Here is a 26592-nt window from a genome sequence, read left to right as displayed (position 1 = left end):
TGTTGTTTCCATTACTAAACCAAAATAATCTGTATTCATGAATCAAATTAAAGAAAATAAAGGATTGTTCGCCGCAATCTTAGTAGCCTCATTGGGATATTTTGTCGATATCTACGATTTATTATTATTTAGTATTGTACGATTACCAAGTTTAAAATCCATTGGATTAACAGGTACTGATTTAACACATTATGGATTGATGTTATTGGATGTACAAATGATTGGTATGCTAATCGGCGGGATATTTTGGGGCATGCTGGGCGATAAAAAAGGGCGACTTTCGGTACTCTTTGGGTCCATTTGCATGTATTCTTTGGCCAACATTGCTAATGGTTTTGCACATAGCGTTGAAACCTATGCCGTTTGTAGGTTTATTGCTGGAGTTGGTTTAGCAGGCGAATTGGGTGCTGGTATTACCTTAGTAGCAGAGCTGATGCCAAAAGAAAAAAGAGGTTATGCCACTACTATTGTTGCTGCTGTAGGTTTAGTTGGTGCAGTTGTGGCTTACTTCGTAGCGCAAACCTTTGACTGGAGAACTTCCTTTTTTATTGGTGGTGGTTTGGGCTTACTTTTATTAGTATTACGTGTTGGCGTTGCCGAATCGGGCATGTTTAAGCATACCAGCAAAGCTGAAAACAGAGGTAATTTTTTAGCACTATTTAAAAATGCGAGCAATTTTTGGAAATATTTACGCTGCATTTTAATTGGTATCCCACTTTGGTATGTAGTTGGATTATTGATTACACTTTCGCCAGAATTTGGAAAAGCACTAAATATTAAAGGAACAGTAAATGCTGGTGCTGCAGTAGCATGGTGTTATGGAGGAATGGTTTTTGGCGATATTGCCAGCGGATTATTAAGTCAATGGTTAAAAAGCAGAATAAAAGTAGTGTATATCTATCTCATTCTTTCTGTTGTAACTATTGTAGGATTTTTCACATTACAAGGAATTTCAGCAACGGCTTTTTATTGGATTTGTGCTGCTATGGGCTTTGCTGTTGGTTATTGGGTTATTTTTATGACGATTGCAACCGAACAATTTGGCACTAACATTCGAGCTACGGTAACTACCACTGTACCTAATTTTGTAAGGGGCGCAGTTGTTCCGCTCACCTTACTTTTCCATTTATTTAATAATTCCTTACAGTTCACAATTTTAAATGCAGCAATTGCTGTTGGTGTAATTTGTTTATTTCTCGCTTTCTTCTCTTTAAGTAAAATGAGCGAAACTTTCTCTAAGGACTTAGATTATACCGAAGAATTATAAAATAATACCTCCACATAAAATAAATTAAAAGTGCAAATGATAAATTAAACAAAATTTATTTTTTGATAACTTGCAAAGGATGGATGAGAATCAGCTAATAATTCATTTTCAAGCAGGCGAAGAAAAGGCATTCAAGCATATTTTTAATATGTTTAATAATAGGCTTGTGTTTTTTACGAAGGGAATTGTTGAAGACCCTGATTCAGCAGAAGATCTGGTTCAAGATGCATTTGTAAAACTCTGGGATAAGCGTTTAAATTTTAAAGATCTTACTTCAATTAAGGCATTTTTGTACATCAGTCTTAAAAATGTATCTCGTAATGCATATAAGCACGATAAGGTTACGCAAAAATATCGATCGCAGTTAGAAGAAGCGATAGATGATAATCCTATTTTCTTAAAAATTGTAGAAGCTGAAGTTCTCGAAGAAGTGAGCAAAGCGATTAAAGAATTACCAGAAGGCTGTCGTAATGTGATCAATCTTAGCTATTTCGAAGGTTTAAGTAATCAAGAAGTTGCCGATCAATTAAATATTTCTATAAACACCGTTAAAACTCAAAAAATGAGAGGTTTAAGGGCGTTAAGAAATTTACTTAAGGAAATGGCTCCTGCCTTAATTATACTGATTAGTAAGTTGAATTAATTTTTTTTCATCTTATTGTCACCCCTAAATCAAAACTTGTTGTTTCTATATTAATTATGCAAAGAATTATGGATTTTCATATTGCCGATCTTATTACCAAATACTTGAAAGGAGAAACTACTCCATCAGAAATTGATGAAATTCAAGCGTGGTGCAAGCAAAATGAATCCAATCAACTCCTATTTAATCAGCTTACAGACGTAAACTATGTTGGCAAGCAAATTAAACATTGGGAAATTGCTAACAGCAACCAAATGTGGGGTAAGATAAAGGCGCAAACGCTACCAGAAATTCCTACTAGGAATTTATTTACTAAACGTTGGGCTTGGGCAGCCGCACTGCTTTTGCCGTTATTCATTGTTGGTGCTTTATTAGTTTATAAAGCTAATCGCAATGCATTGAATGAAGTTCAAATGGCGCAATTGCGTACCAAAAAAGCAAATCCATCCACTTATAATCAGGTGCAATTAATTTTGAATGATGGAAGTGTAGTCGATTTATCTAAAAGTGCTAATAAAAAGTTAAGTGAGAATGATGGGACAGTTATAGAAAACGACTCGAGCACTTTAGTTTATGGTAAAAACGAAAATAAAAATACTGCTTTAACCTATAATACGATTGTTATTCCACGAAAAACACAATATCAGCTGGTGCTGGCAGATGGAACTAAGGCTTGGTTAAATGCTGGTTCTTCGCTACGTTTCCCAACACAGTTTAAAGGTGCTGATCGTGTAGTTTACTTAGAGGGTGAAGCCTATTTTGAGGTAGCCAAAAATGCGAAAATGCCATTTAAAGTAATTTCTGGTTCAACATCAGTTGAAGTATTGGGTACGCACTTTAATGTGATGGCTTATCCAAACGAAAAAGTAATTAAAACTACCTTATTAGAAGGTTCTGTAAATGTGAGTAATGGAAGTTCATCAAAAATATTAGTACCAGGTGAGCAGGCACAGATTTCTGGTGAACAGTTAAAAGTAATTAAAGCAAATACCGATCAGATTGTGGCTTGGAAAAACGGCTTGTTTGCCTTTAATGATACTGATTTACCAACTGTTATGCGTCAGGTAGAAAGATGGTATGATGTTGACGTAAGCTATGACGGTAAAGTGCCCACAACAAAATTAACAGGTGAAATTCCGAGAAAAGTAAAACTTGAAGAATTAGTAAATATGTTGAAATATAAAGGTATCAACCTCAGTTTAGATTCTAAAACGATTACAATTAAAGCAAAATAATTCGGGTAAAACCGATGAATAACCAATCTTAGGATTTAATACCTAGGATACAATTAACCAAATATTAAATATGATGAACAGCGTCTACCTAAAAATGGACAGGGTATTGTTATGGCTTAAACACCGAAAACCTACCCTCTTTCTAAAGTTATCTGTTTTGGCAATGATAATGCCATTTTTACTAGCAAGCAGCTATGTAAATGGTCAAAAAGTAAGCCTGAATGAAAAGAATGCTAACCTAGAACAGGTTTTTCAAAGCATAAAAAAGCAAACAGGATATTCTTTTCTTTATGATGCTACAGAACTCATTGGCGCAGAAAAAGTAACTATTAATGTAAAGGATGTTGCCTTAAAGGACGCACTAGACCTTTGTTTTAAGGAGCAACCGCTTACCTACAAAATCTTTGAAGGCACAATTGTGGTAAAAAAGAAAGGATCTGATGAGCAAAAGGCACCTGTAGTTATTAAAGGAACTGTAAATGATGAAAAAGGCTCACCCATTCCTGGAGCTAGTGTTAAGGTAAAAGGTACAACTACAGTTGCAATTACTGATAATAAAGGCAATTATAGCATCACCGTAAGTGGAGAAAATTCCATTTTAGTTTTTTCTTACATCGGCTTTGCCCCTCAAGAAGTAACTGTTGGCAATCAAACTACTATTACCGTAAATCTTATTCCTCAAGACATGGCTTTGGGGCAGGTAGTTGTAGTAGGTTATGGTACACAAAAGCGAAGCGATATTACGGGATCAGTTTCTTCGGTAAAAATGAAAGATTTAGAAGGTACTCCTTTGCGTTCAGTTGATCAAGCTTTACAGGGGCGAGTTGCTGGTGTATCCTTTGTGCAGAACTCTGGAATGCCAGGTGGTGGTTCATCGGTAAGAATTAGAGGTGGAAATTCAATCAATGGTAGTAATGAACCTTTATATGTAATTGATGGGGTTCCTGTTTTTGTGAGCTCAACAAGCGATGGTTCATCATTAAATCCGTTAAATACGATCAGCCCATCAGATATAGAATCGATGGAAGTTTTAAAAGATGCGTCCGCTACTGCAATTTATGGTTCTAGAGGTGGAAATGGAGTAGTATTAATCACTACAAAAAGAGGTGCTAAAAATAGAACAAACATTGCTTTAGATATTTATTCAGGTTTCCAAAATGAATTAGAAAGATACAAATTACTCAATGCCAAACAATTTGAAACATTAGCAAATGATGCAAGTTTGGCTGAAGGCGGTCCATTAGTTTATGACCCAGCTTTAAATCCAGTTTCTACCGATTGGCAAAATGAGCTTTTTAGAGACATTGCCCCTATGCAGAGTTATTCGTTATCGGCAAGTGGAGGAAGCGATAAATCACAGTATCTGGCAACATTTAATTATTTCGATCAACAAGGAATTATCAAATCATCTGATTTAGAACGTTATTCATTGCGTTTAAATGCAGATTATAACATATCACCTGCGGTAAAATTTGGAAGCAGCGTAACGGTTAGCAATGTAACTACGAATAGAATTAATGCAGCCTCACTATCGTCTATGTCTACGACTGCTCCAAATCTTCCCATTAAACAATTAGATGGTAGTTATACCCAGTTCAATAACCAAGGAAATGGATTTAACAATCCTGTAGCTTTAATTAATGGCTATGAAAATAAAAATGGAAATTTTAGGGGTTTAGGTAATGCCTACATCAGTGCCGAAATTATTAAAGGCCTTACTGTAAGAACCATGTGGGGATTAGATGCAGTATTCAGCAAAAACAACACCTATATGCCGCAAAGCGTATATACAGGTTCATTGGTTGGTGGAGATGCGGAAATAACTACAGGTAGAAACCTAACTTGGTTAAATGAAAATACAGTTAATTACAACAAAACCTTCGGCAATCATCGTTTTGATATTTTGGCAGGTTTTACTCAACAATCTTCTCGTTTAGAGGTATTAACTGCAACAGCACAAGGTTTTTTAAATGATAATACTGGAAGCAATAACTTAGGATTAGGTAGTCAGGCGTTGGCACAATTACCTACTTCATCTACTAGTGGATGGACATTATTAAGTTGGTTAGGTAGAGTAAATTATGCGTTTAAAGATCGTTATTTATTAACCTTAACTAGCAGATATGACGGCTCTTCTCGATTTGGAAAGAATAACCGTTGGGGATTTTTCCCATCTGCAGCATTTGCTTGGCGTGGAATAGAAGAAGATTTTATCAAAAACTTAAACGTATTTAGCGATTTAAAAGTTAGAGCAAGTTATGGTTTAACTGGAAATCAGGAAGGCATTGGAAATTATAGTGCATTAGATTTATGGGGAGCTTCTAATTATGTATTTGATGGTCATGTAGTAAGTGGTATTACTCCTACTCAAATTAGTAATCAGAATTTAAAATGGGAATCTACTTTGCAAACAGACATCGGCTTAGAATTTGGTTTCTTTAAAAATAGATTATCATTTGTTATCGATGCCTATCATAAAAAAACAAGAGACTTATTACTGGAAGTTACTGTTCCAGCTTCTTCAGGTTTTACCGATGGGATTAAAAACGTAGGTTCCTTAGAAAATAAGGGCTTAGAATTTACTGTAAATGCTGTTCCACTAGATGGTGCATTTAAATGGAACACAGGTTTTAATATTTCCTTCAACAAAAATAAAGTCTTAGACCTAGGTGTTGAAGATGAAATTATTCCTTCGGGCTTAACTACTGCGCTTTTAAAAGTTGGACAACCTGTAGGTAACTTTTTAGGCTATATCAGCAATGGTTTATTTCAATCTGATGAAGAAGTTTTAGCGTCTTCTCAAGGAACTGCAAAACCTGGTGATTTGAGATATATCGATTTTAATGGCGATGGGATCATCAACATTTTGGATAGAAGAGTAATGGGAAATGCTCAACCTGCATTTTTTGGTGGGTTCAACAACTCTTTTTCTTATAAAGGATTTGATTTTTCATTCTTCCTTCAATTTGTATATGGCAATGAAATTTACAACTTGAATAGAAATGTGCTACTTAATTTAAGAGGTTTACAAAATCAAACAATAGAGGCATTGGATAGATGGACCCCTACTCACAAAAACACGAACATTCCAAGAGCAAGTAGCACAAGATCTGATGTTGAAGCGAACAATACCTATATAGAAGATGGATCTTACCTCCGTTTAAAGAATGTTCAACTTGCTTATACCCTGCCATCATCTCTTACTAAAAGAGTGAAACTACAGTCGGTAAAAATATATTCAAATGTTCAAAATCTACTCACGTTTAGCAATTATTCAGGTCTAGATCCAGAAGTAAGTAGATATGCATCTGATAATGTTAGACAAGGTTATGATTCGGGTGCTTATCCATCTGTACGAACAATTACATTAGGAATTTTAGCGAAGTTTTAATTATGAAAAAGATATACACATACATGTTTGTAGCTATGGTTTTAGTTTCATCATGTGCTAAAATAGAACAAGTGCCAGATAGTATAAATACTTCTGAGAATATTTTTCTGGTGCAAAAAGATGCAGAAGCTGCTGTAAATGCATTATACACCTCTTTAACTTCTCATGATTTGTACAATCAGTTTAGCGAAACTATGCAGTCGCAGGGAACAGATGATGCAGAATGGGGAAAAGGTAGAAATACTGGAAATGCAGGAAAATTAGCAATTGATAAATTCACTTTTAATGCCGCTACCGATGTAATTTATCGCCATTGGCAAATTCAGTACCGAGTGATTAATAGAACCAATATCATTATTGCTAATGTGCCGCCAATGAACATTAACGAAACCAAGAAAAAGCAATATGTTGGTGAGGCTTATTTTTTACGCGGCTTGATGTATTTTAACTTGGTGAGATTATTTGGTGAAGTTCCTTTAACCAATAAACCTACTACATCCTTAGATAATCTTGATCTTGCTAAATCATCAATTGATGAAATTTATGCACAGATTATCGCAGATTTTAAAGCAGCAAGCGCTAATCTTCCAACTACTTATACTGGTAGTGATTTAGGCAGAGCTACAAAAGGTGCGGCAATGACCTTATTAGCTAAAGTATACCTTACTAAAAAAATGTATGCAGAAGCTGCAACAGAAGCCAAAAAAGTAATGGATATGGGTATCTATTCGCTTTGGCCTACTTATAAGGAAGTATTTACAATTGCTAATAAAAACAGGAAGGAATCTATTTTTGAAGTTCAATATAGTAATACAGCAACTTCTGGAGCGGGCTTTGGTTCATCATATGCTGGCTTTTTTAGACCATCGGCATTAGTTATTAAACCACCAACAGGTGTATTGGCTGGAAATGGCGATAATCCGGTTACGCTAAATCATTATCAAGCATATTCTCAAGGTGATTTGCGTAGAGATGTGAATGTACTTTATGTGCCTACAGCACCCGCATCGGTGGTATATCCATACTATGTAAACAAATACCAAGATCCAGCAGAGCTGACCTTAGAGGATGGCGGAAATAATTATTATATCGCTCGCTATGCAGATGTATTGTTGATGTATGCAGAGGCCTTGCATGAACTTAGTTTAGGCAGTAATGATGCGTATGAAGCCTTTAATCAAGTACGCCGACGTGCTTTTAGTTTACCAATTAATACACCTTCTACACGAGATTTAACTAGAGGTTTAAGCACTGAACAATTTAGGGACAGTGTATTGTTAGAACGCCGATTAGAATTTGCATTTGAAGGACAACGTCGCTTTGATTTGTTAAGAATGGGCAAGTTAAAAGCTGCTGTAAATGCACAAGACCCCACTATATTAATTGAAGATAAGCACCTATTCTTGCCTTTACCACAGGATGAATTAATAGTGAACAAGGCACTGGTACAAAACCCTGGATACTAATTATAAAACGAACAAAAGAGATGAAATATAAATTTATTGCTATTCTATTTTTAGCTGCATTATGCACTGCCTTTACCATCGCACCTAAAAAATACGACGTGTGTGTGTATGGAGAAACTGTAGCTGGCGCTGGTGCGGCAATACAGGCAGCGAGAATGGGAAAAAAAGTGGTCTTAATTTCGCAAACCAAACACATTGGTGGTGTTACCGCATCTGGCTTAACCGCGACCGATTTAAACCGATTTGCAGTTGTAGGTGGTGTTGCTCGTGAGTTTTACCAAAACATTTACTCCTATTATCAAAAACCACAATCATGGAAGAATCAAAATCGCGATAGCTTTTTTGTTGCTTCGAAAAAAAGAACTTATACCGGTAAAAATGATTCGTTGAAAATGCAATGGGTTTATGAATCTAAAGTTGCCGAAAAAGTATTAACCGAGATGCTTAAAACTGCTGGTGTAACCTTGGTTTACAATCAGAAAATAGATGAAAAGCTGCAAGTCACAAAGATTGGAACCACAATTACGAGTATTCAAATGCAGAATGGTGGCAAGTATGAAGCAAAAATATTTATCGATGCTTCATATGAGGGAGATTTACTAGCCAAAGCAGGTGTATCTTTTGCGACTGGAAGAGAGGCAAATAGCCAGTATAATGAAACTTTGAATGGTATACGCTTAAATGGTGTGATTGGTAAAGATGGCGTTTCTATTGATCCTTACATTACTCCAGGCGTTCCTTCATCGGGTTTATTACCTTTTGTTGATGCTAAACTATGGGGTAAAGAAGGAGAAGCTGATCAACGTTTTCAGGCTTTCACCTATCGTGTAACCTTAACTAACGATCCTAAAAACAGAGTTGAAATTAAGAAACCTGCAAATTATAATCCATTATGGCATGAAGTATTGGTTCGTCGATTAATGCTATCGCCAGATACTAAGCTTCAAAATATCATTACCCTCACTCCTATGCCAAATCGTAAAACTGACACTAATCACCTTGATTTTTTTGGTGCTAGTTTTGATTATACCAATGCAGATTATAAGACACGAGAAGAAATAGCTAAACAACATGAAGATTATGCCATTGGGATGTTGTGGTTATTAGGAAATGACGAAAGAATTCCATTGCACATTAGAACAGAAATGAAAGAATGGGGTTTTCCTAAGGATGAATTTAAAGACAATAACAACTTTCCCTTTCAATTGTATGTAAGGGAAGCGAGAAGATTGGTTGGAGATTATGTAATGACCGAAAAGAATGTGGTTAAAACTAATCGTGAAGAAACTCCAAATCCCATTGGTATGGGCTCTTATGCGTTAGATTGCCATATGGTTTCGAGAGTGGTTGGCACAGATGGAAAAGTACATGATGAAGGTTCAGTTTTCGCAGCAACAACTCCTTATCCTATCGGTTATCAAGCTATTTTACCGAAGAAAGCAGAATGTACCAATCTATTAGTACCCGTATGTCTTTCGGCATCACATGTAGCCTTTACTACCATTAGAATGGAGCCTGTTTATTTTGTACTTGGACAATCGGCAGGTACTGCAGCTGCACTTGCAATTGATCAAAATACACCTATTCAAGACCTCCCTTATTCAATTTTGCAAAAGCAATTATTGGAAGGGAAACAGATATTAACGTTAAGTAAATAAATCTAAAGAGATGAAGAAGTTAATGAAACTTTGTATGTTATGCTTAAGTATTTTCACACTATCCTGTGAGAAAAATCCCGCAGCATATACTTTGCCCAATGAAACTGTAAATGCCCCAGTTTTAACATCAGCAAAAGTTCAGACCGTTAAAGTAAATGGTAAATGGCGCTTATATAAAGATGGACAGGTATATTATGTTCGTGGGGCTGCAGCAAATCAGTTTTACGATAAGATTGACGATTATGGTGGGAATACCTTTAGAACGTATAGCACAAATGATAGTACCCAAAAAACATTGGATCTAGCTAAAGCGAATGGCCTAAGTGTAATGATGGGGATTTGGGTTAATCGCGAAAGAGACGGTTTTAATTACAATGACCCTGTTGCTGTAAAAGCACAATTAGATCGTATTAAAGAAGAAGTAATGCGGTTTAAAGATCATCCGGCAGTATTAATATGGTGTATTGGAAACGAAGCAGAGTCGATGTATACCAATTTAAAATTATGGGATGCTGTTGGCGAAATTGCAAAGATGATTCATGAAATTGATCCAAATCATCCTACTTCTGTTGCTTTAGCAGGCGTTGATCCCGTTAGGATTAAAGACATGATGCAACGTGCACCAGATGTTGATATTTTATCCATTAATACGTATGCGCCACAAATGCCGACTAACCTTGGCAATATACAAGCGGCAGGTTGGACAAAACCTTATATGGTTTCAGAATATGGTCCACGTGGCGCACAATCTATGGCACCAGAACCTACTCGCGTTTTACCATGGGGTGGAATTGTAGAACAAACCAGCACAGAAAAAGCTGTCATTTATCAACAGGTGTATAAAGATTGGATTTATGGAAATGTAAATAATGGTTGTATTGGTTCTTATGTTTTTGTGTGGGGATATCAAATGCATGGTGATGTGGTAAACTGGTATGGTACACATGATAGAAAAGGTCGAACAAATGCTACTGTAGATGCCTTACAATTTAGTTGGACAGGACAATACCCAAGCAATAGAGCACCAGTAATTACCTCTCGAAACGATATGTTGATGAATGGAAAACGACCTGAAGATATTGTTAAAGTTAAAAAATCATCGAAAAACATTGCTACGGTTACTGCTAGTGATCCTGATGGTGATCCTTTAACGTACGAATGGGTTGTGATGCTAGAAGGTACTTCCGCTGCTGATGGGGGTTTCCCTCCTGGAATTCCAGGATTGATTGAAACACAAAATAGTAAAAACATCAATTTTACTGCGCCTGCGAGTCCTGGAGAATATAGATTGTATGTGTTTGTGTACGATAATCATAACAAAGTAGCCAGTGCTTGTGTTCCTTTTCTTGTTGAATAATCTTTTATAAATTAAATAAAATGAAGAAATTAATTTTATACTTCGCCGTAATCCTATTAATAGGTACAGTTTCTCTGATTACAAGTTGTGAAAAAACTGATGTAGTAGAGAAAAGCAATGCAAATTTCAGGATTAATATTCCGACATCAGTTTCTGATACCATTTTCGCTAATAGACCTGTTAGCTTTGATGTGGAAGTAATAGCTGGTGCTGGTTTACAAAAAGTGGAAGTTCGAAAAGACTTTCAACTAATTGATGGAACTGTTAAAACCTATACAGATACAAAAACAGGAACCTATAAGTTTACATTTACTGCAAGTAAATTTGATATTGGTAAAAAATTCAATTTTGTAATTGTTGCGTATGATACTGAAGGTTCGACTACAACCGCAAATTATGTAGTAAATGTAAAAGCTGCACCAGTTTTTATCGACATAAAAATTCCTACTACGGCACCTGCAAATACCATTCTGTATCAAGATATTAATTTTACGGTTGATGTTACCTCACAATTGGCTATGAAAAGTATTCAGGTATTAAAAAATGGTGTAGAATTACCTAGTCTTACTAAGACTACTTTTGCAAATCCATTAACTGACAAGTTTGCATTTTTGTATACGACAACTGATGATGATGCAGGGCAAACTTTAGTTTTCACTATTTTGGTAACTGATAGCGAGGACAAGGAAAAAACAGCTACGTATTCGCTTTTTGTGAAGGGAGAACGACCACCTCGTGCTGTACAAGAGTATACTATTTTAATGGGTGGACAAAACAATACAAGTAATGGTCAGTTTTATAGTTCGGCAGACGGGGCAACTTATTTAAGAGCAGGAGTTGCTGCGAGAAGTGCTAGTATTGATTTATTAAGCTTTGTGAGTGGAGCTGCAACTGGGGTGAATATTACTGCACCTTCGTTTGCGAATGCACCTGTTATTTATACTACAGCCAATTCTGGGGTTGATGCCGTAGCGAGTTGGCCAGTACGAAATGCAACACAAATGATAAGGTTAAACCCCACTGTTACGCCTGCTAATTTTGCTGCACTTAAAATGGATAAAGAAATTGAAGCCATGTTTACTGCTGGTGGTGTAACCACAGATAACGTAAATAAAATTGTAGCAAATGATATCATTGTATTTAAAACAGTGAAAGGCAAACATGGGTTGATGTTGATTAAATCGATCCCTGCAAACAATGCTGGCTTTATTACTATTGATGTTAAAATGCAGCCTTAACACTAAAAAAGCTACTAAAAGGAAAGCCACTTATGTACATAAGTGGCTTTTTTTAATAACCTAGTAGTACTAGCACTTATCAAGATCTTTATTGGAAATGAATTTTCATTGTTACAACAAACAAATAAAATTTATCATACTATTTTAATAAATTGGGTCCGATTATCATCTTAATATATGCGCTCAATCCCACTGTTTATAATTTTGTTATTTATTTCTATTTCTGATACGTATGCACAGCTTAATCTTACCGTAGGTGAAAAATTTCTAGATGGAAAAGTCATAAAACAAGTTTTTGTAGCAGTAGAAGATCATTCTGTATGGGCACTGACAATAGATGGAAAAGTTTTTCTTAAGAGACCTGTTGATGCAGATTTTATAATCTATCAACCAACTAGCATGTTTGAAATTGATCAAGTTAGTGGGTTCAATGAAAGCGAAATGTACTTCTTGTTAAAACCAGACATCATTATCTATTTTAAGTCTGGTATTAAGTATGAAATTAAAGTGCCATTTCCAGATGTTACTCGAATAAACGATATTTCTGTAGTTTATCCGACCGCTCTATCTACTTATTACATAAACAACCCGCAGACAATAATTCCAAATTATCTGGCAGTAGCAACAAACAAACATCTTTATAAATTGGTAAGAGGTGATGTAGCTGTAACAGTGCAAATTCCTTATGACAATCCGCCAATTGTGAATGAACCTAATTGGAGAATAACAAATAAAGGATACAAATCTGTTGATTTTCAGTACGAATATCCAAATTATACATATTGTAAAACTGCAGATCATGTTACTGTAAATTATATTGGAGGATCTACTACTATTGTTTCGATATTGCCAGACCAAGCACCTGATTATAGTACTGTTAATGCCTCATTGATGGCATTGGGTTGGAGGGAATATGCGACTCCAAATATTTTAAGCTTTTGGGGTAATAACAATGATTTATTTGTAATGAGAACCTATGGCTGTAGTAGCCCAATTAAAAAAGTAATTGCCAACGAAACAATAAATGATTTAGAAGAAATATTTGCATTAACACCTATTTATCGTCAGAATTTTGTGTTAGCTGCCACCAATAATGGTTTATATTATACACCAAGTTCAATTTTCCATGAACTCTATGGCTATTCGGATGTGAACCGTGTAAAATTTGTAAAACATAACATTTTTCCCAATGAAAAAATTTATTCATTGAGCATGGATACAAAAGTTGAAAGTATAATAGATATTAGCTCAGGATGGTATGCTCCCTCTGTTTGCGAAAAAATTTTATGGGTGGCTTCTTCTACTGGTCTGCGCAAAGTGTATGCAACTTTGGATCAAGACTATTATAAGGATTTTGCTTACTCAGATTTTCATTATTTAGGTTTTCCAAAAAATACAGGTGATTTTTCAAAATTAGTGTTTGAAATCTGCGGTAGTCAAGTGCAAACTATAACGGCTAGAATTCCAGAAGTATCTAAAAACGAAGTTTTAACACAATGGTACAAAGATGATATTGAAATAACGGATTGGATTGGTAAATTAACAGTAGACCTCAAGGAGTCGGGAACCTATAAAGTGAAGATAACAGTATTGTGCGAAGGGATTTCACTCACTTCCATTCCAATCGTAATTATTAACAACCCAGGTCCAGAAATCACTTTTTCTCCTCCATCAAATGTTAATATCTGTAATAATCAACCTTATGTAATGGAAACAAAAAGTATAAGCAACTACAGCTATCAATGGTACAAGGATGAAGTGAAGATTATTGGAGCGACACAATTCCATTATTCAGCAACAGCTACAGGAAAATATAAAGTTGAAGTGAATAATAACGCTTGTCCTGGGGCTCAGTTTTCTTCAAGTGTTAGCCTGAACTTTATAACCATGGATATTCCTAACATCGCAAAAGACAAGGTAAGTTATTGTGTTGGAGAAGTGGCAACATTAAGTATTGCAAATAGTCAAGGATATCAAACAAAATGGTATTTAAATGGAGTGGAACTTACAGCTTTCGCTAATCAAAACGAACTTACAACAACCACTGATGGAAAATATAAAGTAGAGCTACTAAATACTTTAGGCTGTTCAAAAAGTACATCAGAATTACCTATTACCTTCAATAACAAATTATCAGTAGTTATTTCAGCTTCAGTTAATAAAGCCATTTGTGAAGGTGAAAGTGTAAAACTGAGTGCAGGCGTATTTCCGAATGCGAATTATTTATGGAGCAATGGGGAAAAGACAGAAACAATCAGTGTAACCCATTCTGGCACATATTGGGTACAAGTTTCAAGTGAATTTAATTGTGCTACTATTAGTGATCCAGTAGAAGTGAAGGTAAATCCACTACCCTCATTAACAACAAATGAAAAATTAAAAATTTGTACAATACTTAAAGAAGAACTCACACTGAATGCCGAACCAGGTTTCTTATATTATACTTGGAATGGGAAAAGTGGAATTGAATCGAGTTTAAAAGTAAATCAGCCTGGGATTTATAGTGTTGAAGTTGAAGACATTAATGGGTGTAAGGCTAGTAAAATTTTTGAAGTTATTCCTTATTGCAAGGAAATAATTGCACCGAATGCATTTAGCCCAAATGGTGATGGCATAAACGATTTTTGGAGAGTTGGAGGATTAGAAAATGAACCAAACTCCAGTATCCAGATTTTTAATCGGTTAGGAGTTTTAGTATTTAATGGGCGAGGAAACAATCCGGTATGGGATGGAAATATAAAGAATTCTCCTGCTCCTATTGGCGTGTATTATTATGTGATTACTACATCAACGTTACCCCAAAGTTTAAATGGGACATTAACGTTGCTCCGATAGGTAAATAGTCAAAAAAAAGCCACTTAACGAGATAAATGGCTTTCTTTTTTTATTACAATACAAGTGGTTATTGGTTCAGTATGCTCTATATGATTAATACTCTACGTGATAATCTTTTTTAAATGGTTGTCCACTCCAAGCTTTTTTAGCAGTCCAATCTGCAGCTGGCGATGTCCAAAACACATTATCTGCTGGTAAGCCTAAAGGTAAAAAACCAAGTGTTGCCATGTATAAACTACCTGTTGAGGTATATCCATCGGCAATTTCAGGTTGTGAACCACAGAAACCTAAAACTAGCCAACCGGCTGCATCAAAGTTATTGCATTGATCGAACATGCGGTGCATTACAGCGGTTATGCCACTACGAACTTGTGCAGGGCTAATTTGTGTAGGCAATTTCTCCATTAGTACTACTTGACCTAGTGCTTGGAAAGCTGCAGTGCGATAGGTTACAGATCTGCCCATTGCAGGGTAAGTACCCTCTGGACTTATAATTCGCTCAGAAAATTCTGAGTAACGAACCATACGTTTTACAGCAGTATCGTACATTTCTACGTTTACTCTTTTCTTATCCGACAGTACTTTAAAGAAATCAACTAGCATGGGATGGATAACATACGAGTTGTAATAATCCATGCTAAAGCTTGGTCCATCACTATACCAACCATCTCCTTGGTACCATTCTAAGATCTTTCTTTTTGCAAACTCTAAGCGTACTGGATCAGCTTGCTCGCCAATACTTAATAAGAAAGCTTCGTTAATTCCGGCGAAGAGTAACCAGTTGTTATATGCACCTGTACGTGTACGCAACGCTTTAAATTCTTCAGCAATTCTTGCTTTTGTTACGGCATCTAATGGTTCCCATAATGCTTTTGGTGCTCTTAAAAATGCCTGAGCCATATACGCAGCATCTACAATGGGTTGGCTTTCCGTTCTGAAATTTAGGTAATCTGGGTTTGCTGGATCAACTGCATTTGCAATACCTTTTAAAAGTGCCGTACGTAGTTTTTTACGCATTTGGCCTTCTTTAGTTTCATCATCTGGCAAGGCTAACCATGGGGCAACACCAGCCATTGTACGTCCAACTGCTTCGAGATAGGTTACCTTTTTAAAGGGATCTGATTTCATACCAGGTGGCACCTCTACAGGCATATTCTTTTTCAAGGTGCTATTTGATAGATTTAAGATTACTGGGGAAGCTATTTTGTACAATAGCTCTGCCCAATACTCGCGATCTTGAGCTCCGCTAACTACTGGAGTTTGTTTTGTTTTCTTTGCAGCTTGTGCTTGAACGTTGGTGTTAGCGATAAAAAAAATCATCGCCAACAAAAACATATATTTAAGTTTATTCATGATGTGTTGGTTCTTTTATTTAGTACTGATTACAAAAAATCTATTGGTTCCGGCAGATACATTTACGGTATATCGCACTAATTGTGGTATTTTACCTTTATAAACGATGGTTGATTTGATTACTTCGCCAGTTGCGCCATCTCGAACTACCAGTTTTTTAGGGTTAGCATTCTTTATTTTCTTAGTAATGGCTGTCCATTTTAATTCTACAAGCTGTTGTTTTGAAGTAGCAGTTCCGTTGTAAACTGTTTTAATTAATGTATTACTTTTATGGTTTAAGTATAAAGGAAGCATTTCGCTGCCTGCTAAAAGGAAGGCACCTACTCCGTATACATCGGTATCATCGTAACCTACTTTATCTGGTGCTGCACCTTGCGCTTGTACAAAACCTAGTTTTCCATCTGGGTGAACTGAGGTAGTTAGGGCTAACCATGCTTTGTTAACTATTGGTGTATACTTTTGAGCTGGGATTAGTCCGTTATTAATGCCCCATGCCATTGCGTAGCAGATGAAACCAGTGCCACTAGTTTCTTTTGATGGGTAACTTTGGGGATCGAGTAAGCTAGCATGCCAACTCCCATCTGGTTGTTGTAGGGTTGCTAATTTAGCTGACATCTTTACAAATAAATTCTCTAATGTTTTTCTTTCTGGATGATTTTTAGGCATTACAGTAAGTACTCTTACTAAGCCTCCAATTACCCATCCATTGCCTCTACCCCAAAACACTTTGGTTCCGTTCTTTTCTTTCTTATCAAAATAACGACTATCTCTGTAATACAGGTTTTCGTCTTTATCGTACAGATATGCTGTTGTTTTATCCCATAATTGGACAGATTTATTTAAATATTTAGGGTCTCCTGTTGCTTCGGTTAAATAACCCAAAGCTGGAGGACCCATGAATAAGGCATCGCACCATGCCCATTCTCTTAAATGAATGCTTTTTTTCCACTCTAGGGTTTCGGTATGTGGCAACAGTGTAATTGTATCAGCCAATGCTTTAAAGTCTGCAATGTATTTTGGCTCTTTATAAATGGTATATAATTGAGAGTAAAGCTGCCCTACACAGTAATCGTCTGCAAAGTGTCGGTATTTTCCTACTTGCCATTTATTATCTTCTCCTACTTGAATTAATTTTTGGTAATAGGTTTCGTTATTTGCTAGTTTGGCCCATGCCATCATGCCTGTATACATGGCGCCACTTGTCCAGTCTTTCTTTGGATTTTTCCATCCTACTGTTTCTAAATTTTTCCATTGCCAGTCGGCTACTTTCTTCATTTGATAGAAAATAGAGTCGCCGTTTAGTGTTACAGACTGACTTTTAACTGTTACCGTGCTAAAAAAAAGAGGGATTAAAAGAATTAAAAATGTTCGCTTTATCATTTGGTTTATATTTGGTGTTTAGTTTATTAATTGTTGAATTAATAGCACCAAAGTAGCAATGTAAATTCTTTTATGCTAGTTTATAATAGCGCAAACGTTTGTTTATTAAGTTAATGAAATGTTATCACCATAAATTTTATTCTGGCTCAATAAAATCAAGGTCTTTATGATGTGTTTCTGGAATGGTAAGTATGCAATAAAAGCCAATTGAAAAACAAATGAAACCGATAATTGCTGCAGCATGTAGTGGCAAAACTTGAGGTTTTAAATAGACATATAAACTTGTCATTAATACTACTGTTCCTCGTACCATATTAGGGATTGTAGTTGCTGCTGTAGCTCTTACATTAGTTCCGAATTGCTCTGCACCAATGGTAACAAACATTGCCCAGTAACCTATTCCAAATCCAAGCCATAAGCACATTCCATACAATGCACCTGAGCTGTTAATGCCGGCATATAAATAGCCTACCGTACCAATTAAGGTAAATAGCATCATTAATGCAACAGCTTTTTTTCTTGATTGAAGATAATAGCTTAGTACACCGCTCAGCAAATCTCCACTTGCCAAGCCTATATAACACCACATTACTGCTAAACCTGGTTTAATGGTTTCTGAAATGTGGAGTGCTTTACCAAATTCATTACTAAAGGTTGCTAGGATACCTATCACATACCAAGTTGGCAAGCCAATACCAATGCATTTTAGATAGAGTTTTAGTCGTTTTGCATTGGTAAAAAAAGAAAGGAAATTGCCTTTTTTAATCTGGTCTTGTTTCTTGATGTGTTTAAACATTCCAGATTCAAAAACCCCAATTCTTAAAAACAATAGTAATACACCCAATCCCCCTCCTGTAAAATACGCATATCTCCAGCTAAAAAGCTCTACTGTAAAATAGGCTGCGATAGCCCCTAAAAGACCTACGCCTGCTACGACTGATGTACCAATTGCTCTTAATTTTTTAGGCAAGCTTTCAGAAACTAGTGTAATTCCTGCGCCAAGTTCTCCAGCTAGTCCAATACCGGCAATGAAACGTAGTATTTTATAGGTAGCTACATCGTGGACAAATCCGCAAGCGAAATTGGCAATTGAATAGGTAATAATAGATCCAAAAAGAACTGATAATCTTCCTTTTTTATCGCCCAAAACTCCCCATAATATACCCCCAATTAATAAGCCGCTCATTTGCCAGTTTAAAATACTAGCTCCTTCTATTGATCTTTGTCCTTCATTTAAACCTAAATCTGTTAAACTTGGTATTCTTACAATACCAAACAGCAGCAAATCGTATATATCTACAAAATAACCTAACGCAGCTACAATAACTACTGAGCTTAAGAGGTACTGGATTGGTTTCTTATCTTCTACTTTCTCCATTTTATTATTGATAAGTAAACCAAACTGTAGCCTTACACTCTTTATTAGCTATTGCTCTTATCCAATGTGCACTAAAACCAACGGGAAAATTATAGGTAATTGTTTTTCCGGCAGGTATATGGAAAGTTTTAAATTTATTGAATCCTGTTAAGTCAAAATCAACTTCAAGAGTAATATCTACGTCTTTATCGGCCGTTAATTGAACAGATTTTTTATCATATCCTGTCATTAAATAAGGTAAGGATGCTGTATTGGCTTTAACTTCAGTATTTTTCCAAACACCACCTTGTCCGACTGGTTTACCCATTTTCCAAAGATCATCTATACCGCCGTACCATAAACCGTTGTTTGTATTACCAAAATAATGTCCATCGGTTTTAGCATTTAGCTTTGTTCCACTTAGTACTAATAAACCTCTCCAAGTACAAAAATCAATTATTTTTTTGTTGTGTGTGGTAATTGGGCGAGTAGCAATAAAACCAGATTCACGACCTACTTCATAAAAAGTACCTTGAATGTTTAACATAAAGCGTTCTGATTCGGTTTCGCGTTTATCTCTTGCTGCAAAGGTTTCGTAAGCATTAGAAGTTTTAGGTAAGCGAAATGTGCCTGTTTTATCTTTAATGATTACTGATGCTTCATCTATGGTGTAGGTTTTCTTAAACGCTAACAGTCTTTCCATTTCACTTGTACTGTCGGCAGTATTAGTTAAAACCTGTAGTTTTTCATCAATCTCACTATATTTCTTTTGACCATTGTTGATATTTAATACCTGAAGGTTTTTATTGTATCCGGATGGGCGAATTAAGTTTTCATTAATTGCCACCTTTTCGTTAATGCCTGCAAGGCTATTAAATATTGGGTCTGCTGTTTTGTGCATTTTACCTGTAAAGTGAAAGAATGTAGTTGCAATACAGTCTTTATTTGTTTTAAAGCGCACCCACGTTGCCGAGAAATCTGCAGGGAAAATAAAGTATTGATACCCGTTGGCAGGGATTGCAATGGTTTTATAATCTTCCCATTTATTATTGCCTAGTTTATCAATCTGTATGGTAAAACTTACTGTTTGATTTGAGCTTTGTGTTAAATGCAATGTCTTATTTTCAAAACCTTTCACTAGAAAAGGATCGGATATTTGTCCTGCTTTCACTTCGTCTTTATCCCATGGGCCACCCCATCCTGTTGCACCACCCCAAGTTTTTAAATCGTTCCATTGACCAAACCATAAGTTAGATTGTGCTCTACCAGCCATTGGGTTTTCTAATACGGTAGTTTCATCGGTTGAAATTACAATTTGGTTATTCCAGCTACAAAAATCTGGAATGTAACGTAAGTGACTACTTATTGGTGTAATGCCACCGCTATTGCTTCGAGAGAATGTTTTGGGGAAATCGTACATCATGGCATGCATATCCATCATCATTTTTCCATTACCAACTTCACGTATACGTGGCCATTCTGTATACCAACCACCTCTATGATCGTATGTATGCGCTGCTTTTGGTAAACGATAGGTATACCATTTTCCGCCGTCCAAAAGTTTTAGCATTACTGAACGTTTATCCCAACCGACGCTCCAAAGCGGGCTTTTATCTGTTGGTGAACCATAAATACCGCCTGGCCCAGTTACATCAGTAAATTGTCTACGCTCTATAATTTTCCAAGTTTTACCATCCCAACTTGCTAAAACTCCTTTTTCTTCAGCATTTTTAGGTAGATCTCCAGCTTCAAGCATATCTTTCGTAAGCTTAAAAACTGCTTCTTCTCCATTATTGGCTACAACCAATTGGTTTTGTGCAGTATAAGCTCCTTTTCCGTGCCAACCTGGCACTGGCTTATTAAACAGCTTTTTTACAGCAAGTGTATGTACATTAGCTTCATATAACATCCCTTCCATATCGTAAAAGTAGACCATGTTTGCAGGATCTGTTAAATGACGTGCTGTTGCGGTCATTCTACCTGGCATTACTGAAAATGGAATGGTTCGCACTTTTCCTTTATCATCAATAAAATAATTGCTTGTAATTAACTGATTAGATTCTTTATGAATCATTCTATTTGCTGGCGTGCCACCTATGCTTTCTGGATGTATGGTTACTTTCAGATTTTTATCAATACTATATAATTTATCAGAGCTTCCGTTTGGCATATGAGGCGAATAAGTCACCATCCATAATTGATTTGCCCAAGGTGTGATGGCACCAATTCCATTTTCTCCACCATCGCCATTGGTTTTCTTTTTGCTTCCTGGCAAGGTCCAACCTTCATTAAAAGTTGCCAAGTGCGGGTACACTCCACTGACTTTTAAAGGTTTATTGTTATTTTGCCCCATTGCATTCATTGTTAGCAATGTACTTCCAATTACAACAGCTGATATTTTTAGGTGACGAAAATTCATATAAATAGTATTTGTTCTAATTTTTTATTTGGTTTATTTAATTTCATTTCCATATTTGCTGCTAGTAATGACTGCGGCTTTGAAATGCTATCTTTGTTATGTAAATTTAGTATTCGACAACGAAGCAAATCCAAAAAGGATTATCCAAACGCATTACCAATATTATTCATAAGGCAACTAACTAAAAAACAGCATCTTAAAACCAATGGATATACATTCTGTACAAGGTGAAAATTCGATTTTCTTCCAACAATTGGACATGTGTTGTCAGAAAGTTGCCTTAAAGGTTGGAGATAAAGATATAGCCGAATGGAAAAATAGTGATTATGTTAGGTTAAGTGGTTTGTTGCATCGCCAAACTAAAGTTAACCTTAGTGAAAATACACTGAAAAGGATATTTGGCAAACTTAAAACATCCACACGTTATTACCCACAAAAAGCAACTAGAGATGCACTTGCGCAATTTATTGGCTTTAGAGATTGGTATGAATTTGAGCTTTTACATCCGATTACTAAGGAAAAAAATGTTGCAACTCAGGTTGAAAACAATAAACAATTACCTGAAAAGAGTATTAAAAAAAAGAAACGCTATACTACTCTATTTATAGGTGTTGGTATTTTTTTACTTGCCGTAATTTTAAGTCTTTTCTATTTCTATAAAAGCGACGATTTCATAAGTAATGTAAAATTAGTTTGCCTCAATCCAAATGGGCAAGTTCCGCATTCGGCTATATTTAAACTGGACATAAAAGGGACTTTAACAGATGATTCTTCTAATTTCAATATAGATTTTGCAGATTTCAAACCTAAAAAATCAAATTTTAAAGATAGTTTAGTCAATCACTATTACGAAGCTCCTGGTATGTACTTTCCTGTGCTATATCATAATAAGACACCTATAGATACTGCATCAGTTTACCTTCAGAGTAAAGGTTGGGATATCATTGCAACTATGCAACATGATACAACTAGGGTATATCCCATTTTTAAAAATATTGAGAAAGAGCAGCAAAATTACCTTGTATCAGCAAGAGAAGTACTTAATGCTGGTATTGATACCAATAAAACTTTTTTCGTCTCTTTCGCTAATGTAAAACCAACCACTATTAATGCAGATAATTTTGAAGTTAGTGCTAACATTAAAACATCTGCTAACCGACCAGGCGTTCGATGCTCTCAAGTTGATCTGATTATTTATGGAGAAAAAGACTTACACTATCTTAGTCTTATTAAACCAGAATGTGTGGCGTGGAGTACTTTTAAGTTTTCAGAAATTGAACAAGATGGCGATAAAAATGATCTTCGAGCACTTGGCCATGACCTAACCAATGGAGCACTTTTAAAATTACGCATTGAAAACAAGCATGTTAAGCTCTATATTGAGAACAAAGAGGTGTTTACAACATCCTATAACAAACCTATTGGCAAATTAATGGGTATAAAAATACTATTTGCAGGTATTGGATCTTTCCAAAATTTCCAATTGTCGGATATTAAGACTGGCGAAAAATTTTAATTCTAGTTCTATTTACCTATAACTTATTGAATTACATCTGATTGGATTAACTCATTCAAAAACAATTGCCCTTTTTATTTTCGCTTTGTAAAAAATCTGTAGCAAAAAATCGCTATTAGGTCCTTTTTACTTCAAAACTAATGTTTACGCAGTCAATTTTTGCAGTAAAATTTAACTTATCCATTAAACTCCCTTGTACATTCTAATTTCATAATTGTATATAAATATTTGAAAATCAATATTTTAACTTATACAATCTTTTGCTTTTTCTTTGGATAATGCATTCGGCAATTAAAGGCTTTGCTTCCTAGTAGATTTACTTATACCAAAAAACTAATTATTAAATCTACAAACCAAATCTAAACAGCATGAGTAAATTTTTTACCAAACTGGTAACTGTTTTTATACTTGTATTAGGCATTCAGCTAATCAATCAGCCTCTGTACGCCAATACGGATATTTATGAAACAACAACCAAAAATCTCTTTAAAGAAATTAGGGGGAAAGTAACAGATGAAAAAGGCGAAGGGCTCCCTGGCGCTAGTGTAACTATTAAGGGCACACAAAAAGCTGCTATCACAGATCAAGATGGAAACTACAAGATTGATGCTAATAAAGGCGATATTCTTATTATAAAGTATGTTGGTTTTATAGCTAAAGAAGTTCTTGTAGGTGAAAGCGCAATTATTAATGCCTCATTAGAAGAAGATAAGAATGGATTGGATGAGGTGGTTATTGTTGGCTTTGGTGCCCAGAAAAAAGTAAGTGTTACAGCTGCAATTTCAACAGTTTCATCAAAAGAATTAAAGCAATCGCCTGTTGCTAACCTTAACAACGCCTTGATGGGCAGACTGCCTGGATTAATTGGGCAACAAACTTCTGGCGATCCAGGCAGAGATGCAGCTGCACTATTCATTAGAGGGCAAGGAACCTATAACAATGCTACTCCTTTAATTTTGGTTGATGGGATAGAGCGTAATTTTAGTACCATTGACGTAAATGAGGTAGAAAACATTAGTATCTTAAAAGATGCATCAGCTACTGCTGTTTATGGTGTTAGAGGCGCGAATGGTGTAGTATTGGTCACTACCAAACGTGGTGTACTAGGTAAACCTGTAGTTAGTGTGAGTGCAAACAATGCTATACAAGAGCCAACCCGTTTACCAAATTTCTTAGATGCCTATAATTATTCGCTCTTATTAAATGAAGCTTACGCAAATGAAGGCAAAGGTCCTTTTTATGCTTATTCTCAAACTGCTTTAGATAACACTAAAAACCATACCGACCCATATCTATATCCTGATGTAGATTATTTTAAGGAATTTTTAAAGCCTACAGCGCAGCAATATCAGGTAAATGCTAATGTATCTGGCGGAACAAGAATTGCTAAATACTTTGTCTCAGGAAGTTATTTTTCTCAAGATGGTTTATTTAAACACACTGGGCCAGACGAAAACCCTTTTAATGCCAATGTAAATTATAGTCGTTACAATTTCAGGTCTAATGTAGATTTAGATGTAACACCAAACCTAAGAATATCAGCTAATTTAGCTGCAAGGGCAGAATTACGCAATGGACCTTCGGCAGGTACTTCAGCTTTAATGAGTTCGCTTTACACCTACCCGCCAAATAATTCTCCTTTACTAAATCCAGATGGTTCTTATGCTTTCAATTTTAGACAGGCCAGTATCATGGCACAGTACCAATCGGGTTTTGTTAGAGAGTATAACAATAAACTAGAAGGTACAGTTGCATTAGATTATAAATTAAGTTCATTACTTAAAGGCTTAAGTTTTAAAACCAATGTATCTTTTACCAATGAATACATACAAACCATAACACGTTCTTATGCTGATAATTTAAGGTATAGATTATTAGGTAAAAATCCAGATGGCTCTTATATCTATAGTGATGCATCAGGCTCATACACTCCTACTTTAGGTTTTTCTCAAACATTTGATCCAGGCGTAGCGAGAACAACTTATATGGAGGCGGGTTTAAATTATACGACAACATTTGGCAAAAACACCATAACTGGATTAATACTTGGCAATAGAAGCCGAAAAATTAGAAATAATGCAGCGTATGATTGGCCACTTTCTTATCAAGGATTGGTAAGTAGAGCTACTTATAACTACGACGATAAATATTTGTTTGAAGCAAATTTAGGGTATAATGGTTCAGAGAACTTTCCCACTCATAAAAAGTATGGATTTTTCCCATCCGTATCTGCAGGTTGGGTAGCTACAAATGAAGAGTTTATGAAACCAGTAATGTGGATCAGTTTACTTAAAATTAGAGGATCATATGGCCAGGTAGGTAATGATAAATATGGTGCCGAAACGAATACAACAGACCGCTTTTTATTTTTCCAAAATTCTTATACAACTGGAACAGGATATTCTTTCGGACTAACCAATAACAATGCAGTAGCTGGTTATGTTGAAGGCGCATTTGGAAATCCAATTGTAACTTGGGAAAAGGCCAACAAAGCCAATATCGGTTTAGAGAGTGCTTTCTTCAAAAATCAAATTACACTTAATGTGGATGTATTTTATGATAAACGAAGTAACATATTAAGTAGATATGGCAATATACCAGCAACTTTTGGTCAAACATCACCAATCATCAATCTTGGTATTGTAGAAAACAAAGGTTATGAAATAGAGATAGGCCATAGTAAAAAGATCAACAATTTTGGTTATGCGATTAAAGCAAATTTGAACTATGCACGAAACAAAATAATTTTTAGTGACGAAGCTGGAAAAAAATATCCATGGATGAGACGAACAGGTCAATCAATTGGACAACAATGGGGCTACCAAACTGCTGGTTTCTTTAATAGTCAGGCAGAAATTGATGGGTGGGCAAAGTCATCTGCAGATCCTGGTCCGCTTGGAAAGTTACAACCAGGTGATTTTAAATATATAGATCAAAACGGTGATGGAATTATAGATATATACGACCAAGTACCAGTAGGAAACCCACTAATTCCTGTGTTCACCTATGGTGGTACTTTAGGGTTAAATTATAAGAACTTCGATTTTAGCTTATTACTGCAGGGTGCAAGTAAAACATCAATGGTAAGAACGTTAGAAGCTGGATACGAATTTTTTAACAAGGCCAAGGTAATGGATATACACTTAGGCAGATGGACACCAGCAACAGCTGCAACTGCTACCTACCCAAGGTTATCATCATCTCCAAATGCTAGTCAACACAACTATTTACCTAGTGATTTTTGGACCATAGATGCAAGTTACCTGCGAATTAAATCTGTTGAGTTGGGCTTTGCACTTCCGAATAGCTGGATAAGTAAAATCGGACTTAAAAATGCAAGAGTTTATGCCAACGGCGCTAATTTATACACTTGGGATAAAATAAAATATATAGATCCAGAGAATAGAGATTTAAGGGCTTGGTATTATCCACAGCAACGCGTTTTCAATTTTGGCGCAAGTGTTTCTTTCTAACCTA

At 35.7% G+C, this 26592-nt stretch carries 15 protein-coding genes; 11 read left to right on the top strand and 4 right to left on the bottom strand.

The annotated features are described in order from the left end of the window. Window positions 1-37: 37 nt before the first annotated feature. The 9 genes from GM921_RS04290 (at window position 38) to GM921_RS04250 (ending at window position 15090) form a co-directional block, all read left to right on the top strand. Complete coding sequence (locus tag GM921_RS04290) at window positions 38-1267, top strand: MFS transporter (protein WP_182921372.1); 1230 nt, start codon at window positions 38-40, stop codon at window positions 1265-1267. 79 nt (window positions 1268-1346) lie between these two features. Continuing rightward, on the top strand, window positions 1347-1910 hold the full coding sequence (locus GM921_RS04285; RefSeq protein ID WP_182921371.1) for an RNA polymerase sigma factor: 564 nt from the start codon (window positions 1347-1349) through the stop codon (window positions 1908-1910). A 56-nt stretch (window positions 1911-1966) separates the two neighbouring features. Further along, on the top strand, window positions 1967-3145 hold the full coding sequence (locus GM921_RS04280; protein WP_182921370.1) for a FecR family protein: 1179 nt from the start codon (window positions 1967-1969) through the stop codon (window positions 3143-3145). Window positions 3146-3314: 169 nt separating this feature from the next. Then, on the top strand, window positions 3315-6536 hold the full coding sequence (locus tag GM921_RS04275; RefSeq protein WP_182921369.1) for a TonB-dependent receptor: 3222 nt from the start codon (window positions 3315-3317) through the stop codon (window positions 6534-6536). A gap of 2 nt (window positions 6537-6538) precedes the next feature. Beyond that, window positions 6539-8002, top strand: coding sequence for a RagB/SusD family nutrient uptake outer membrane protein (locus GM921_RS04270; RefSeq protein WP_182921368.1), 1464 nt, complete (start codon window positions 6539-6541; stop codon window positions 8000-8002). Between the two features lie 20 nt (window positions 8003-8022). Further along, a complete protein-coding gene (locus tag GM921_RS04265; protein ID WP_182921367.1) occupies window positions 8023-9660 on the top strand; it encodes an FAD-dependent oxidoreductase in 1638 nt (545 codons plus the stop codon). 10 nt (window positions 9661-9670) lie between these two features. Further along, window positions 9671-11017 (top strand): glycoside hydrolase family 2 TIM barrel-domain containing protein, encoded by a 1347-nt coding sequence (locus tag GM921_RS04260; RefSeq protein ID WP_202985627.1) that lies wholly within the window; start codon window positions 9671-9673, stop codon window positions 11015-11017. Between the two features lie 20 nt (window positions 11018-11037). Then, window positions 11038-12255 carry a hypothetical protein gene (locus tag GM921_RS04255; RefSeq protein ID WP_182921366.1) on the top strand — a complete coding sequence of 406 codons (1218 nt, stop codon included), beginning with the start codon at window positions 11038-11040 and terminating at the stop codon, window positions 12253-12255. 177 nt (window positions 12256-12432) lie between these two features. Further along, entirely contained in the window at window positions 12433-15090 is a 2658-nt protein-coding gene (locus tag GM921_RS04250) for a gliding motility-associated C-terminal domain-containing protein (RefSeq protein WP_182921365.1), read from the top strand. Window positions 15091-15183: 93 nt separating this feature from the next. Here GM921_RS04250 and GM921_RS04245 read toward each other — a convergent pair whose 3' ends face one another. The 4 genes from GM921_RS04245 to GM921_RS04230 all read right to left on the bottom strand — a co-directional run bounded on the left by GM921_RS04245 (window position 15184) and on the right by GM921_RS04230 (window position 21599). Further along, window positions 15184-16443 (bottom strand): DUF2264 domain-containing protein, encoded by a 1260-nt coding sequence (locus tag GM921_RS04245; protein ID WP_182921364.1) that lies wholly within the window; start codon window positions 16441-16443, stop codon window positions 15184-15186. Window positions 16444-16458: 15 nt separating this feature from the next. Continuing rightward, window positions 16459-17823, bottom strand: a complete 1365-nt coding sequence (locus GM921_RS04240; protein ID WP_182921363.1) for a glycoside hydrolase family 88/105 protein — start codon at window positions 17821-17823, stop codon at window positions 16459-16461. 136 nt (window positions 17824-17959) lie between these two features. Then, window positions 17960-19201, bottom strand: a complete 1242-nt coding sequence (locus GM921_RS04235; protein WP_182921362.1) for an MFS transporter — start codon at window positions 19199-19201, stop codon at window positions 17960-17962. Window positions 19202-19205: 4 nt separating this feature from the next. Beyond that, window positions 19206-21599 carry an NDR1/HIN1-like protein gene (locus tag GM921_RS04230; protein WP_182921361.1) on the bottom strand — a complete coding sequence of 798 codons (2394 nt, stop codon included), beginning with the start codon at window positions 21597-21599 and terminating at the stop codon, window positions 19206-19208. 205 nt (window positions 21600-21804) lie between these two features. Here GM921_RS04230 and GM921_RS04225 point away from each other — a divergent pair, with 205 nt between their 5' ends. Together GM921_RS04225 and GM921_RS04220 are read left to right on the top strand one after the other, a co-directional pair. After that, window positions 21805-23115, top strand: coding sequence for a hypothetical protein (locus GM921_RS04225; protein WP_182921360.1), 1311 nt, complete (start codon window positions 21805-21807; stop codon window positions 23113-23115). A gap of 368 nt (window positions 23116-23483) precedes the next feature. Continuing rightward, a complete protein-coding gene (locus tag GM921_RS04220; protein ID WP_182921359.1) occupies window positions 23484-26588 on the top strand; it encodes a SusC/RagA family TonB-linked outer membrane protein in 3105 nt (1034 codons plus the stop codon). The last annotated feature ends 4 nt before the right edge of the window (window positions 26589-26592 follow it).

The sequence above is a fragment of the Pedobacter planticolens genome, from assembly GCF_014172375.1.
Taxonomy (GTDB): domain Bacteria; phylum Bacteroidota; class Bacteroidia; order Sphingobacteriales; family Sphingobacteriaceae; genus Pedobacter; species Pedobacter planticolens.
Note: the sequence above shows the minus strand (reverse complement) of the source record. Positions and strands in the feature narration are given on the sequence as shown.

Bases quoted from the DNA above. Each gene is read 5' to 3' on its own strand.
- GM921_RS04290 (WP_182921372.1), top strand. From the start codon at position 38: ATGAATCAAATTAAAGAAAATAAAGGATTGTTCGCCGCAATCTTAGTA.
- GM921_RS04285 (WP_182921371.1), top strand. From the start codon at position 1,347: ATGGATGAGAATCAGCTAATAATTCATTTTCAAGCAGGCGAAGAAAAG.
- GM921_RS04280 (WP_182921370.1), top strand. From the start codon at position 1,967: ATGCAAAGAATTATGGATTTTCATATTGCCGATCTTATTACCAAATAC.
- GM921_RS04275 (WP_182921369.1), top strand. From the start codon at position 3,315: ATGCCATTTTTACTAGCAAGCAGCTATGTAAATGGTCAAAAAGTAAGC.
- GM921_RS04270 (WP_182921368.1), top strand. From the start codon at position 6,539: ATGAAAAAGATATACACATACATGTTTGTAGCTATGGTTTTAGTTTCA.
- GM921_RS04265 (WP_182921367.1), top strand. From the start codon at position 8,023: ATGAAATATAAATTTATTGCTATTCTATTTTTAGCTGCATTATGCACT.
- GM921_RS04260 (WP_202985627.1), top strand. From the start codon at position 9,671: ATGAAGAAGTTAATGAAACTTTGTATGTTATGCTTAAGTATTTTCACA.
- GM921_RS04255 (WP_182921366.1), top strand. From the start codon at position 11,038: ATGAAGAAATTAATTTTATACTTCGCCGTAATCCTATTAATAGGTACA.
- GM921_RS04250 (WP_182921365.1), top strand. From the start codon at position 12,433: ATGCGCTCAATCCCACTGTTTATAATTTTGTTATTTATTTCTATTTCT.
- GM921_RS04245 (WP_182921364.1), bottom strand. From the start codon at position 16,443: ATGAATAAACTTAAATATATGTTTTTGTTGGCGATGATTTTTTTTATC.
- GM921_RS04240 (WP_182921363.1), bottom strand. From the start codon at position 17,823: ATGATAAAGCGAACATTTTTAATTCTTTTAATCCCTCTTTTTTTTAGC.
- GM921_RS04235 (WP_182921362.1), bottom strand. From the start codon at position 19,201: ATGGAGAAAGTAGAAGATAAGAAACCAATCCAGTACCTCTTAAGCTCA.
- GM921_RS04230 (WP_182921361.1), bottom strand. From the start codon at position 21,599: ATGAATTTTCGTCACCTAAAAATATCAGCTGTTGTAATTGGAAGTACA.
- GM921_RS04225 (WP_182921360.1), top strand. From the start codon at position 21,805: ATGGATATACATTCTGTACAAGGTGAAAATTCGATTTTCTTCCAACAA.
- GM921_RS04220 (WP_182921359.1), top strand. From the start codon at position 23,484: ATGAGTAAATTTTTTACCAAACTGGTAACTGTTTTTATACTTGTATTA.